At 67.5% G+C, this 13,542-nt stretch carries 13 protein-coding genes; 8 read left to right on the top strand and 5 right to left on the bottom strand.

The window, feature by feature from the left end:
- Window positions 1–592 precede the first annotated feature (592 nt).
- Window positions 593–1,021 carry a CBS domain-containing protein gene (locus GGR12_RS13190; protein ID WP_183204927.1) on the bottom strand — a complete coding sequence of 143 codons (429 nt, stop codon included), beginning with the start codon at window positions 1,019–1,021 and terminating at the stop codon, window positions 593–595.
- Between the two features lie 49 nt (window positions 1,022–1,070).
- Window positions 1,071–1,679 carry a rhomboid family intramembrane serine protease gene (locus GGR12_RS13195; RefSeq protein WP_221212394.1) on the bottom strand — a complete coding sequence of 203 codons (609 nt, stop codon included), beginning with the start codon at window positions 1,677–1,679 and terminating at the stop codon, window positions 1,071–1,073.
- 209 nt (window positions 1,680–1,888) lie between these two features.
- Here GGR12_RS13195 and hfaA point away from each other — a divergent pair, with 209 nt between their 5' ends.
- The 4 genes from hfaA to GGR12_RS13215 all read left to right on the top strand — a co-directional run bounded on the left by hfaA (window position 1,889) and on the right by GGR12_RS13215 (window position 7,498).
- Window positions 1,889–2,320 carry a holdfast anchoring protein HfaA gene (gene hfaA / locus GGR12_RS13200; protein WP_183204928.1) on the top strand — a complete coding sequence of 144 codons (432 nt, stop codon included), beginning with the start codon at window positions 1,889–1,891 and terminating at the stop codon, window positions 2,318–2,320.
- The gene (gene hfaB, locus GGR12_RS13205; RefSeq protein WP_183204929.1) at window positions 2,317–3,336 is read left to right on the top strand and encodes a holdfast anchoring protein HfaB; all 1,020 of its coding nucleotides are present in this window, start codon (window positions 2,317–2,319) and stop codon (window positions 3,334–3,336) included. Before hfaA ends, hfaB begins: the two co-directional genes overlap by 4 nt.
- Complete coding sequence (gene hfaD, locus GGR12_RS13210; protein ID WP_183204930.1) at window positions 3,260–4,507, top strand: holdfast anchor protein HfaD; 1,248 nt, start codon at window positions 3,260–3,262, stop codon at window positions 4,505–4,507. Before hfaB ends, hfaD begins: the two co-directional genes overlap by 77 nt.
- Before the next feature lie 138 nt (window positions 4,508–4,645).
- Entirely contained in the window at window positions 4,646–7,498 is a 2,853-nt protein-coding gene (locus tag GGR12_RS13215) for a M16 family metallopeptidase (protein ID WP_183204931.1), read from the top strand.
- Between the two features lie 124 nt (window positions 7,499–7,622).
- Here the strand turns inward: GGR12_RS13215 and GGR12_RS13220 are convergent, their stop codons facing one another.
- On the bottom strand, window positions 7,623–8,483 hold the full coding sequence (locus tag GGR12_RS13220) for a hypothetical protein (RefSeq protein ID WP_183204932.1): 861 nt from the start codon (window positions 8,481–8,483) through the stop codon (window positions 7,623–7,625).
- A 14-nt stretch (window positions 8,484–8,497) separates the two neighbouring features.
- Here GGR12_RS13220 and GGR12_RS13225 point away from each other — a divergent pair, with 14 nt between their 5' ends.
- A complete protein-coding gene (locus GGR12_RS13225; protein ID WP_183204933.1) occupies window positions 8,498–9,160 on the top strand; it encodes a PAS domain-containing protein in 663 nt (220 codons plus the stop codon).
- A 4-nt stretch (window positions 9,161–9,164) separates the two neighbouring features.
- Here the strand turns inward: GGR12_RS13225 and GGR12_RS13230 are convergent, their stop codons facing one another.
- A complete protein-coding gene (locus tag GGR12_RS13230) occupies window positions 9,165–9,692 on the bottom strand; it encodes a gamma carbonic anhydrase family protein (protein WP_183205759.1) in 528 nt (175 codons plus the stop codon).
- A gap of 283 nt (window positions 9,693–9,975) precedes the next feature.
- Here GGR12_RS13230 and GGR12_RS13235 point away from each other — a divergent pair, with 283 nt between their 5' ends.
- Window positions 9,976–10,767 carry a PhoH family protein gene (locus tag GGR12_RS13235; protein ID WP_183205761.1) on the top strand — a complete coding sequence of 264 codons (792 nt, stop codon included), beginning with the start codon at window positions 9,976–9,978 and terminating at the stop codon, window positions 10,765–10,767.
- Between the two features lie 236 nt (window positions 10,768–11,003).
- Here the strand turns inward: GGR12_RS13235 and GGR12_RS13240 are convergent, their stop codons facing one another.
- Window positions 11,004–12,227, bottom strand: a complete 1,224-nt coding sequence (locus GGR12_RS13240) for a cation:proton antiporter domain-containing protein (protein ID WP_183204934.1) — start codon at window positions 12,225–12,227, stop codon at window positions 11,004–11,006.
- 174 nt (window positions 12,228–12,401) lie between these two features.
- On the opposite strand from GGR12_RS13240, the gene lspA reads away from it, so the two are divergent.
- Both lspA and GGR12_RS13250 read left to right on the top strand, forming a co-directional pair.
- A complete protein-coding gene (gene lspA, locus GGR12_RS13245) occupies window positions 12,402–12,908 on the top strand; it encodes a signal peptidase II (RefSeq protein ID WP_183204935.1) in 507 nt (168 codons plus the stop codon).
- Window positions 12,909–12,969: 61 nt separating this feature from the next.
- A complete protein-coding gene (locus GGR12_RS13250; RefSeq protein ID WP_183204936.1) occupies window positions 12,970–13,536 on the top strand; it encodes a DUF3035 domain-containing protein in 567 nt (188 codons plus the stop codon).
- The last annotated feature ends 6 nt before the right edge of the window (window positions 13,537–13,542 follow it).

Raw genomic sequence — 13,542 nt, forward strand, 5'->3', positions numbered from 1 at the left:
AGACCGCAGTTGTCAGTGTCGATGATAACCCCAAGGGTTATCGCCAGGACACCGCCGCCTGCGTTTCTCTTTCCAGATCAACGATTTCAAAGACCTAACCGGTCAAAACCGGCCAAACCGTTTAACGCCCGTTCGCGGCGGAGGCGGCTATCTAGAGAAGGCCGTTCCTCATGTCAACCGGGCTTTTCAGCCTTTCTGCGGAGAGAAGATCGAGACCTTCCAGACCGCAAAAAATCACCGGGAGGGAAGCCGAGAGGCTTACCTCTGTGTTCGTTTCCGACGATTCGATTGGAGCGCGGAACCTAACCGAACCACCTTCTGGAAGCAACCCGCTTTCGCGACTTTCTTCCGTGGGACCCTGGAGGCTTTCGTCTCCGTGGCCCCGGCGGCCGGCCCGTTTCCGAGCGAGGCGGGGATATACGCAGCGGCCATTTTGTCCGCAACCCGATTCCTGCGCTTTGCCGAACTTTCTCGCAGACTCCGGGTCATCGGACGTCGTCCGGCAGGGGATCCGTCTCTCAGCCAGTATAATGTATGGCGGCGAGTTTCACGGGGCCTCGCGGCCTGTCGACCGCCCCGCCGATCAGCGTCGTCAGCCCGCCGCGATATAGGTCTTCAGGGACTCGGCTTCGTAGGTCACTTCGGCGATCTGGCATTTCACCACGTCGCCGATCGAAATGACGCCGGCGAGTCGCCCGTCCGACAACACAGGCAGATGGCGGATCCGGCGCTCGGTCATCCGCTCCATCAGGACGCCCACGGTTTCGGCCGGCGCGGTGAAGACGACGTCCGTGCTCATCACCGCCGATACGGGCCGCTCCAGGCAGGCCTGGCCTTCACGGGCGATCGCCCGGACCACGTCCCGCTCGGAGAATACGCCTGTGACCCGGTCCCCGTCGCATACGATCAGGGCGCCAACCCGTTTGCGCTCCAGCTCGGCGCACGCTTCGGCGACGCTGACATCCGGTCCGATGGCGTAGACCGCGTCTCCCTTGTCCTTGAGAATCTCGGCGACCAGCATGGCTGCTCCTCTCCATAAAGCAGGGAGTGCGGCCGCGGACGGGGCCGCTTCAGGCCTGAGGGTCGCGCAGATCGCCCGTCGAATCAAATGCGGGACGCGGGGGACCGAACAATCGCGTCCACAGACCGATCGTCAGAAAGCCGAACAGGAAGCCGAATGCGTGGGCCTCCCAGGCGATTCCCGCCGCCTCCCCGCCCGGGACGAAGCCGATCAGTCCGATCAGGGCGTTCACCACCATCAGGGCGGTCGCGGTCGTCAGCGTTCTACGGTCCGTCAGGGGGCGCAGGGTTCCATCCCGCCGTCCCAGCAACCGGATCGCCGCCCCCAACAGCCCGAATACGGCGCCGGACGCGCCGACCATGATGTCCTGGCTCTCGAGGTGGATCAGGCCATAGCCGAGGGCCGCCACGACGCCGCACACGATATAGAAGAGCAGGAAGCCCAACGCTCCGCGCAGGCCCGAGCCCAGTCGAGCGACAGGCGGAGCAAAGGCGAGCGCGCCGACGGCGTTCATACTGACGTGCACCCAGCCTGCGTGCAGGAACATCGCTGTCAGCACGCCCGGCCACCACTGGCCGTCCGTCAGCGATGCGGGACGGAACGCGAGGCCAAGCCCGCCATCCGGCAGCCAGCCCTGAAACAGATAGAGGACCGGCATGGAGGCGGCGACGATCAGCGCTGCCGGCGGCGCGTTGAAGATCCGTTCCTTGGGTGAATCAGTCAGGGCGTGGCCTCTCTGGAGCGACGGCGGGGACCGCTTTGGTGACAGACCGCCGCTCTGGCAAGCGGTTCTTAATATCCATGCCCCATATTGGCACGGGGGGGCCTTAGCGGCCCGTAAACCGCGTCACGCGTGGAGAGCCGCCAATGCCTGCCCGGATCGGGATCGCTTCGGCGATCGCCCTCGCCGCTCTTGTCGTCCCTGCCGCCGCGGTCGCGCAGTCGTCCGGATCGTCCAGCATGGGCGCCTACCAGGCGGGTTACGGCGCTTCGCGCTACACCACCGCCCGCCCCCAGACCGGATCGACCCGGGACCAGAACGGCAATCGTCTGATCGTGAACGGCATCATCCAGGCCGGCGCCAGCGCCTACTCCAGCGCCTCCGGCGGCGTGTCGTCGTCCTGGTCGGGCGCCGGCGGCAACAACGGGACGACGGTCGGCGGCTCCACCGCGATCGGCAACAGCCTGAACGTCGTCGTGCAGGGCAACCACAACACCGTCATCGTCAACTCCAGCCAGGTCAACAACGGCGACATCACCGCCGGAACAGACCTGACCGGCGCCCTGAGGCTTCCATGATCGCTGGCCGGACCTTTCGGCGACTGCAGACCGTCGGCGCCGCCTGCGCGGCCGCCGCGCTGCTGAGCGGCTGCATCTCGGCCGAGGCGGGCCGCAACGGCACCTATGCGACGCCGATCGGCAACGCGCCGGTGACGGCCAACCCGACCCCCTACTCCGCCGCCCTTTACTGCATGGCGAACTATGCGCGCCGCTATAACCTGCCCTCGCCGCGCATCGCGGTCGGCCGGATCAGCGACTACACCGGCACGGTCTCGGCCGACGGCGGACGCCAGGTCACCGGCGGCGCCTCGCTGATGGCCACCACCGCGCTGGCCAAGTCCGGCGCCCGCATCGTCGAACGCTATGACACCTCGGTCTCGGAACTCGAGCTGCGCTACGCCAACAACCGCCTGATCGGCGATGAAGGCCCGGGCGGCGCCCAGGACACCCAGTACCGCCGCATCCTCGCCGGCCAGGTGCCCGGCTCCGACTTCTATATCGTCGGCGGCATCACCGAGGTGAACTACAACATCCGTTCGGGCGGCTTCGACGCCGCTGCGGGACAGGCCAGCACGGACACACCGCTGTCGGTGGCGTTCGCTGGCAAGGCCTATGTGATGAATATCGCCATCGACCTGCGGCTGGTGCAGACCACCACGCTCGAGGTCGTAGACGTGGTTTCGTACCAGAAGCAGATCATCGGCCGTGAGATCTCGGCCGGCGTGTTCGACTTCCTCAACGGCAACGTCTTCGACATCTCGGCCGGCGAAGGCGGGCTGGAGCCGGTCCAGCTGGCTGTCCGCGCCCTGATCGAGCGCGCCACCGTCGAGTTCATGGCCAATCTGTACGGCGCGCCCGGCCCGGACGTCTGCCTGTCGGCCGGCCCCGACCCGTTGGGCGGCACCGTCGGCGCGACCGGCGGCTATTACCCCGCGTACCCCAACACGGACACGAACAATGGCGAAACACGCGCTGATCCGTCTCGCTGGCACGATAGCCGCGACGACGCTGTGCGTCGCAGCAGCCGCTACTGAGGCCGCGGCGCAGGACGGCACGATCGTCCTGAACGAACAGCTTCAGCTGGGCGACATTCTGTCCGGCCAGACGCTCAACGTCGTCGACGCCCAGGATCAGGTGACGGTCAGCACCTCGGCGCAGGGCAACGCCTTCTCGGGCGCGGTCGAGAACGACTCGATCACCGTCAGCTCCGATCAGGACATGCGCGGCGATTCCACCGCCCGCAGCGATGTGACGCTCGGGGGAGACACCGACGGCGTCGTCAATGTGATCACCCAGGCCGGCGGCAACTATCTGGCCGCCAGCGCCTATGACGCCGGCCTAACGGTCGAGGCGACCCAGTCCAACACGGGCGGTCTGGTCAGCGCGACCAGCGAGGTCGGTGATTCCGACGCCCGGCTGCTGGCCGGCGGCTCCGTCAACGCCTCGGCCGTCTCGAACACCACCGCCCTCTATGGCGAAGGCTCGGCCATCGACGGGTCGATCGATCAATCGTCCTCGGCCACGGTGCGTTCATTCAGCCGGATCCAGAGCCAGTACGTTCCAGCGGAAACGGCCGTCACCAGCGAGTCGACGATCAACGCCGTCGCGGTCACCAGCGGCCAGACCTCCGGCCAGGCCCTGACGATCAACCAGACCTCCACCAGCGACTTTGTCGAGGCGGACGCCAGCGCCAACGCCGGCAACGCCTGGGACCTGGCCAGCCGCGCCCGCGCCAGCGCCAACCGGGCGGTTCTCAGCAATCAGGGCGGGTCGGTCGTGACCACGTCCTCGCAGGAGAACAGCAGCTTCGTCCGCGCGGCCGCCCTGACCACCGCCTACGACTACGGCCGGGCCGAAGCCCGCGCGACCGGCGCCGGCAATGAACTGTCGGTGGGCAACAACGACATCTACGTCGAGATCGACAACACCCAGATCAACAGCGGCGGGGTGGACGTCTCCGCGACCTTCTCCGGCACGAACGGCTACGACGTCTACGTCGGCGCCGATGCGGTAGGTAACAGCGTCACGGGCTACGCCTGCTCTGAATGCGAAGGCTATCTCGAAGCCCGCAACAGCCAGACCAACTCCGGCGACGTCTCGGCCCAGGCGACCACCGTCGTGGCGGGATCCAATCGCGCGGTCATCACCGGCGCCAATGCTGTCGGCAACTCGGCGAGCTTCTACGTCTCGCGGCCCACACATTAACCTTCTGTAACTTGAGCGCGGCCATTCCGTCGCCGAAGGGTTGCACGGGGCGTCGGCGCATCTGGAATTCGCGGTCCTTCCTGTTTTCCGGCGCATGCCGTCTGCAACGGTCCTTCGCGCCTATCGGAGTGACCGACCATGCGTTCCCCCCGCCTTCTGCTGCTCGTCGCGGCCTCCGCCGTCGCGCTGGTCGCGGCCTCTCCGACGCTGGCCCAGCAGGTCGCGCCGTCCGATCCCTGGGCCCAGGCCGCCAGCGACATTCCCGCTGACTCCAACGTCCGCTTCGGCGTCCTGCCGAACGGCATGCAGTACGCCATCCTCCGCAACGCCACCCCGCCGGGTCAGGCCTCGTTCCGCCTGCGCATCGACGCCGGATCGCTGATGGAGAACGAGGACCAGCTCGGCCTCGCCCACTTCATGGAGCACATGGCCTTCAACGGGACGACCAACATCCCCGAGAACGAGCTCCTGCGCATTCTCGAGCGGCGCGGTCTGGCCTTCGGGGCCGACACCAACGCCTCCACCGGCTTCGACCAGACCGTCTACATGCTGGAAATCCCGAACGCCGACGCCGGCACGGTCGACGACTCGCTGCGCATCCTGCGCGAACAGATGTCCGAGGCCCTGATGGCCGCCGACGCCGTTGAGGCGGAGCGCAACGTCATCGTCGGCGAGGAGCGCCTGCGCAACACGCCGGGCCTCCGTTCGATCAAGGCCCAGCTCGGCCTCTACGCCCCGGGTCAACGCATCTCCAACCGCCTGCCCATTGGCGACCTCGACATCATCCGCACCGCGCCGCGCGACCGGTTCGTCGAATTCTACCAAAGCTATTACCGCCCCGAGCGCGCGACCTTCGTCGCGGTCGGCGACTTCGACGTCGACGAGATGGAAGCCAAGGTTCGCGCCGCCTTCGAGAGCTGGCAGGGCGAGGGCCCGGCCGGTCCGGAGCCTGATCTGGGCACGGTCGCCCCGCGCGGGCCGGAAACCCGCATCCTGGTCGAGCCGGGCGTCCAGTCGTCGATCGAGCTGGGCTTCATCCGCAATCCCGACCGCGATCCCGACACCGTCGCCGAGCGTCGCGACAACCTGTACCGCCAGCTGGGCGTCGCGGTGCTGAACCGCCGCCTGGGCGAGATCGCCCGCGGCGACAACCCGCCCTTCCTGAGCGCCGGCGGCGGCGAGTTCGAACTGGCGGACAGCTTCGCCGCCGCCTCGGTCTCGGCCCAGTACAATGTCGGCGAATGGAAGCGCGCGCTCGAGACGATCGAACAGGAACAGCGCCGCCTCGTGCAGTACGGCGTGTCCGACGCGGAACTGCAGCGTGAGATCACCGCTACCCGTACCGCGCTCGAGAACGCTGTGGCCGGCGCGGCGACCCGCCGTACGCCGGCGCTGGCCAACAACCTGGCCGGTTCGGTGAACGGCAAGGTGGTCTTCACCACTCCGCAGACGAACCTGGACCTGTTCAACGCCTCGGTCGAAGGGCTGACCGCCGCGACCATCAACGCGACCCTGCCGCAGGTCTTCCAGGGCGAGGGCCCGATGGCGCTGGTCGTCACCCCCGAGCCGATCGAGGGCGGCGAGGCGGCGGTCACCGCCGCGCTGGAGGCCTCGCGCCAGACGCCGGTGAGCGCGCCGGCCGCCCAGGCCCAGCTGGAATGGCCCTATCAGACCTTCGGCACGCCCGGCGCCGTCACCGAGCGTCGCGAGATCGCCGACATCGGCACGACCGTCGTCACCTTCGCCAACGGCGTCACCCTGACGGTCAAGCCGACCCAGTTCCGCGACGAGCAGATCCTCGTGCGCGTCGACACCGGCATCGGCGAACTGGGCCAGCCGGTCGACCGGCCCACCGTCGAAGGCCTCGGCGCCAACGTCTTCACCGCCGGCGGCACGGGTCGTCTCAATCTCGATGAGATGAGCCGCGTCCTGAACGGTCGCGTCTATTCGACCGACTTCAGCGCGGGCGCCGACCGCTACAGCTTCTCCGGCGCCACCCGTCCCGCCGACCTGCCGCTGCAACTGCAGGTCCTGACCGCCTATCTGACCGATCCGGGCCTGCGCCCCGCGCCCTTCCAGCAGCTGAAGTCCGCCTACGGCCAGCAACTGGCTCAGGCCCGCGCCACGCCCGGCGGCGCCTATGCGGTCGACGGCGGCGCCGTCCTCAGCAGCGGCGACGCCCGCGACGCCCTGCCCAACCCCGAAGTCGTCGCGACCTGGACCAATGACGAGCTGAAGGCCGACATCACCCGCGGCCTGTCCAGCGGTCCGATCCGCATCACCGTCGTGGGCGACGTCACCGTCGAGGACGCCATCGCGGCTGTCGCCCCGACCCTGGGCGCCCTGCCCGCCCGTGGCCCCGAGGCCCGCCCCCTGCCCGGGTCGGACCAGAAGCGCTTCCCCGAGCCGACCGGCCAGCCGATCGAGCTGACCCACACCGGCCCGGCCGAGCAGGCCCTGGCCATCGTCGCCTGGCCGACCACGGACTCGATCGACGACCGCACCGAGGCGCGCCAGCTCTCCATCCTCAGCGCCGTACTGCGCCTGCGGGTGCTCGAGGAAATCCGCGAGAAGCAGGCCCTCGCCTACTCTCCCGGCGTCGGCGCGCAGAGCTCGAGCGTCTTCCCGGACTACGGCTTCATGCTGGTCCAGGGCGAGACGGCCCGCGCCAGCATTCCCGCCTTCTACACCGCCGTGGAATCGATCGCCGCTTCGCTGCGGGAGGCCCCGCCGTCGGACGACGAACTGAACCGCGCCCGCCTGCCCGCCATCGAACGCGTCCGCCTCAGCCAGGCGACCAACGAGTACTGGCTGACCCAGCTGGCCGACATCGTCGAAAAGCCGGGCGACGTGCAGCAGATCGTCAACAACATCGCCGTGCTGGAGGCCGTGACGCCGGCGGACGTGCAGCGCCTGGCGCAAAAATACCTGACCGACGACCGCGCCGTGCGGGTTCAGGTGGTCTCGGCCACGCCGGCCGAACAGCCGTAACGAAAATGGCCCCGGTCCATGCAGGGACCGGGGCCGAGTTCGCTTCTCAGGATCGTCGACGAAGAGCCGACGACCACCAATCTATGTCACGCCACCTGACGGCAGCCTGAACGGCCTGTTCAAGTCAGAACACGCGTCCGCCGACGCCGCCGTCCAGCGTGATAGACGCGCCGGACACGGCGACGCCCGACTGCTCGACCACTTCCTCGCGGTACTCGGTATAGAGCTCCTCACGCACCATGGTCAGGATCTTCACCCCGGCCCCGTAGCGGCGCAGCAGCGAGCGCTCGTTGCATTCGCGTTCGGCGCGCTGGGTGCGGCATTCCACATTGCCGCCGCGGCCGTGCCACAGGGCCTCGCCCTTGCGGCAGCTCATCGTCTGACCCTGATCGAAGCGAACCTCGCCGGTGTACTCGGCCCAGGTCATCTGCAGCCACGTCCCGGCCATGCAGCGGTACAGTTCGCCCTCGTAGTCGGCATTCACCTCGCGGTCCGGACGGACCTGTGACGCCGGATGGGGCACATTGCGGTCGTCGATGCAGACGGCCTGGATGACCACCCGCTTCTCCATGCGCCGACGCGATTCATACGGCACCCGGATCGTCTGGCGCACGCGCTCGCCCTCGACCAGCAGGCCGTTGATCGTCGTCGGATAGGGCTGGTCGACGGTGACATAGGCCGAACCGCCGCCGCCCACGAACACGGTCCCACCTGCACGGGCGTTCAGCCCGGCGCGCGCGCCCGCATTGGCGCTGGCGTTCACGTTCACATTGACGTTCAGGTTGCCGCCGCCGCCACAGCAGGGCGGGGGCGGGGGAATTTCGCAGCAGGGCGGGGGCGGAGGCGGCGGAGGCGGCGGCTCGCAGCACGGGGGCGGCGGCGGCGGGCACGTCGGTCCGCACTGGGCCGCAGCCGTGTCGGCGATCGCCGAGACAGCCAGAAAGCCCGCCGCGGCCGGCAGCCAGGTCATGATCCGCACCCGCATGGGCCGACCTCCAGATGAGTTCTGCGCGGTCCGCGACACGCGCGATCCGCTCCAGCCTGCATATCAACCCCAAAAGCCTTGCGTTTCCGTTGCCTTTCCCCGGTCCAGCCCTTGCGGCCTCAGGAACGGAGGCGGATGCGATGTTTCATCCTGATACGCAATTCCTGATCGACCACTGGACGGGCCTCGCCCGGAAGGCGGACGTGCGCGGCGGCGTCCCCGGTCGGGACGCGTTCGCGCCGGAAGTGCTTGGAGCCCGCCTGCCCCGTACGTTTCTCGCCGAGCGGCGGGGTGAGGACGCTTCACTGCGGCTGGCGGGAAGCTGGATCGAGACATTCGCCGACCGCACGCTGGCGAAGGAGTCGCTCCTTTCGCTCTGGACCGATGCGTCCCGGGACATGGTGACGGCGGCGCTGACCCAGGCCGGTCGCGAGGCTCGTCCCGTCGTGATCGTGGGATCGGCCGGAACGACCTCCACCCAGGTTGAGGTCACCCTGGTCCCGCTGCGCGACCTGGATGAACGCCCTTACCTGCTCCTCGGCCTGATCGCGACGGGCTCGCCCCCCGTGATGGACAAGTCCACGCGTCAGATTGCGGCTCGGGTGACGCTCGGCGTCGGCGACCACGGACGACCGGCGCTCAGCCTGGCGGCCATTCAGGGACGCCGCATCGCCTGACGCGTCAGGCCGGCTTCATATCCGTGACGTAGCGCTTCCAGTTCTGGACGTAGTGCGCGGCCGACGCCTTCAGCGCCTCGATCTGTCCGGGCTCCAGCTCGCGAACCACCTTGCCGGGCTGCCCCATGACCAGGGAGTTGTCGGGGATCACCTTGCCCTCGGTGATCAGCGCATTGGCGCCGATCAGACAGTTCTTCCCGATCTTCGCCCGGCCCAGCACCACGGCGCCGATGCCGATCAGGGTGTTGTCGCCGATCTCGCAGCTGTGCAGCATCACCATATGCCCGACCGTGACCCCGTCGCCGATGGTCAGCGGCTCGCCGGGGTCGGAATGCAGCACGCTGCCGTCCTGAATATTGGTGTCTCGCCCGATTGTGATGGGATCGTTGTCGCCGCGGACCGTCGCGCCGAACCAGATGCTGGCGCCCGGCTTCAGAATCACGTCTCCTATGACGGTTGCGGTTGGCGCCACCCAGTATTCGCCCTCAGGCGGAAGCTGCGGATTCTTGTCGCCAAGGCTGTAAACATTCATCAGCATACCGCCATTTCTAAAGAATTTGAGGGCTTTAAGCTCTCGTAAACCACGATAGCATCATCCTGTTGATGCGATTCGAGGCCGACATTTCGGCCCCGGATCGGAAGCCGGATCAAGCCCGGTCCGGTACAAGCACGGGGGCGTGCGTGGTGCGTTCGGTTCGGCGGATCGTTCCGCTGGAAGTTGACCCTTCTTCCGACCCGGGCGGGTGCCTCGCATCCTCCGCTATTCCGACCTTCGTTCGAGGCGATGCTTTTTCGGCATCGCCTTTTTTCATGCCCTGGAGGCGTCCATGACCAAGCGCGCAGCCCTGAAGCGTCAAACCCGGGAAATTTCCCGTGAGCACGGGATACTCGACTCCCGCCAGTTCACAGAGGATTCCAAGGTTCGGCGGTTGCCCCAACATGCCGGCTGGTCACCCCATCCATCGAATGACGACCGCGACCAGGCCTATCTCAAGACGCTGAAGCCCAAGTCCGACGGACAGGCCGAGCTGATGACGATGATCGATCATCACAACCTGGTTCTCGCCCTCGGTCCCGCAGGCACCGGCAAGACCTATCTGGCGGTCGCCAAGGCGGTCGAGGCCCTGGAAGCGGGCAAGGTCGGCCGCATCGTCCTGTCCCGTCCCGCGGTCGAGGCCGGCGAGTCCATCGGCTTCCTGCCGGGGGATATGGAGGACAAGCTCGCGCCCTACCTGCGCCCGCTCTACGACGCGCTCTCGGACCGTCTCAGCATGAAGCGGGTCAAGGCCCTGATGGCCGAGGGCCTGATCGAGATCGCGCCCATCGGCTACATGCGCGGCCGCACGCTGAACAACGCCTTCATCGTCGTCGATGAGGCCCAGAACTGCACCTATGTGCAGCTCAAGATGCTGCTGACCCGCCTGGGCTGGCATTCGACCATGGTCGTCACCGGCGATCCGCAGCAGTCCGACCTGCTTCCGGGCATCTCGGGCCTCTCCGACATCGCCGAACGGCTGATCACGGTGCCGGACATCGCCGTGATCAAGCTGGCCGAGCGCGACATCGTCCGCCACCCGCTGGTGGCCTCGATGATCGGAGTGCTCTGACCTACGACCGATTCTGACGTCGCGCCGTGTGATGATCCATCATGGGCGCGACGGCAGACACCTGGACGGATGAGACCCGTGAGACTCGTGAGACTGGTTTTTCACGGGCGCGAGTCTCACCCGGACCCGCGAAAAGCCCGCGGCACGGGGATCGCGCCCTCCCCGCATCAGACGCTTCAGACTCTTCAGACTGTTTTTTCGGTGCGGCTGCGGCCGCCGCCGATGCCGTGGCGACCTCAGATCAGGTCCCGGACCGGCGCGGTCTCAGGCTTGGGCGTGGCCTTCGGCTTGCCGCCCATCCGGTCGATCAGGGCGAAGACGAACGGGTTCAACGAAATCGACAGCAGGGCCGCGGCCAGGATCAGGTCGTGGGTCCCGCGGCTCATCCCGCCCAGGCTGACGCTCACCGCCGCGAGGATGAACGAGAACTCGCCGATCTGCGCCAGCGACGCCGCGACGGTCAGGCTGGTCGCCCTGTCCAGCTTGAAGAAGGTGGTGATCACCAGCGCCGCCAGCGACTTGCCGATGATAACGATGGCCAGCACGCCCAGCACCGCCAGCGGCTCGTTCACCAGGATCCTCGGATCGAACAGCATGCCGACCGAGACGAAAAACAGCACGGCGAAGGCGTCGCGCAGCGGCAGCGACCGTTCCGCAGCATTGTGCCCCAGCGGCGAGCTGTTCAGCACCAGCCCGGCCAGGAAGGCGCCGAGCGCGAAGGAGTGGAACAGCTGGTAGGCGATCCAGGCGATGCCCAGCGCAATCGCCAGAACCCCCAGGGTGAACAGTTCGCGGGACCGGGTGTGGGCGATCCGGATGAGCAGCCACGGCAGAACCTTGGCGCCGATCACCAGCATCACCGCGACGAAGCCGGCCACCTTGAACAGGGTCCAGCCGATCGACCCCGCCAGCTCCATTCCGTTCAGCGTCGTCCCCGGCTGGATGACCAGCAACGGCAGGATGACCAGGGCCAGGACGATGACCAGGTCCTCAACGATCAGCCAGCCCATCGCGATGCGGCCGACCTCCCCCCGAACCTGTTTGCGCTCCTCCAGCGCCCTCAGCAGCACGACGGTGGAGGCCACGGACAGGGCGAACCCCATCAGCGTCGCCTCCAGATCGCCCATGCCCATCAGGCGGCCCAGGCCCCAGCCCAGCACGGTCGCCACCGCGATCTGCAGCAGCGCTCCGGGAATGGCGATCTTGCGCACCTTCATCAGGTCGGCGAGCGAGAAATGCAGCCCGACCCCGAACATCAGCAGGATGACGCCGACCTCGGCCAGTTGCGGCGCCAGTTCGGTGTCGGCCACGAAACCGCCCGTGTACGGCCCGACAACCACCCCGGCGACCAGGTACCCGACAAGCGGCGACAGCTTCAGCCGGTTGGCCAACATCCCGAACACGAACGCCAGCACGAAGCCGCCGACGAGAGTGAGAATCAGGCTGTCGGCATGCGGCATCGGCGCTCCTTCGAGTGCGGCGGGAAATCCTTGCGGGCGAAGCGTCACATTTGGGGTGCGGCGGCCCTCAGGACAACCCGCAAAAGCCCACCGCGACGCCGTGACACGCGATTGCCCCTTCGCGAGCGTAACGCAGACTGCTAACCCGGACGGCCTCACTTTTCAGCGACACGAATGAAAATCCCACGCATCGCCTACGCCGCCTACGGCTTCGCCATCCTCGTCATCGTCATCGACCAGCTTACGAAGGCCTGGGTGCTTTCCGGCCTGGACCTGCGCGAGATCGGCCAGCACCCGGTGTGGCCGCCGTTCTTCAACTTCACCTGGGTCGAGAACCGCGGCGTCAGCTTCGGCCTGTTCGGCGACGGTTCCGCTCGCTGGATGCTGAGCCTGTTCTCGATCGCCGTCGCCGGCATCCTCGGCTGGTGGGCGCTCAAGGCCGACCGTCGCCTGCTGGTGACCGCCATCGGCCTCGTCATGGGCGGCGCGATCGGCAACGTCATCGACCGGATCCGCTTCGGTTTCGTCGTCGATTTCCTCGACTTCTCGGGCACCGGCTTCTTCCCGTGGGTGTTCAACGTCGCCGACAGCGCCATCACCATCGGCGTGGTCCTGCTGATTCTGGACAGCCTGCTGTCGGAGCGGGCCGCCAAGGTTGGCGTCGCCGCCGAAAAGTCGTAATCAACCGCTTCCAATAAGGTTTACGCGTGCGCCGACAGGGCGCGTCGCACCGGGACAAATCATGCGTCTTCGCACTACCGCCGTACTGACGATCGCCGCCGCCTCCACCCTCGCGCTGGGCGCCTGCTCCAGCATGGGCGAGAGCATCGGCCTCACCAAGGTCACGCCGGACGAGTTCCTGACGGTGTCGACCGCACCGCTGACCGTTCCGCCGGAATACGGCCTGCGTCCGCCGGCGCCGGGTCAACCGCGCCCGCAGGAGCTGGCTCCGGAATCGGCCGCTCGTCAGATCCTTCTCGGCCAACGCCAGGCGGTGACCCGCTCGGCTGGCGAACAGGTCCTCGTCGCCGAAGCCGGCGGCGACCGCGCCGACCCGTTGGCCCGCTACGTCGTCGACGACGAGTTCGGCGATCTGACCCACAAGGAAGAAAACTGGGCCAGCCGCGTCATGTTCTGGCGTCGTGAAGACCCGGCTTCGCAAGGCCCGTCCACGACCCTGACCGCCGAGGGCGCCGTCACGATCGACGCCGCCAGCGAACAGGCCCGCGTCCAGGCCCTGACCGGTGGTCAATCGGGCATCAGCATCTCGCAGCGCCGCGACTCGGGCTTCAAGCTCCCCGGCCTCTAGGGTTCG

This window comes from Brevundimonas lenta, from assembly GCF_014196335.1.
Classification (GTDB): Bacteria; Pseudomonadota; Alphaproteobacteria; order Caulobacterales; family Caulobacteraceae; genus Brevundimonas; species Brevundimonas lenta.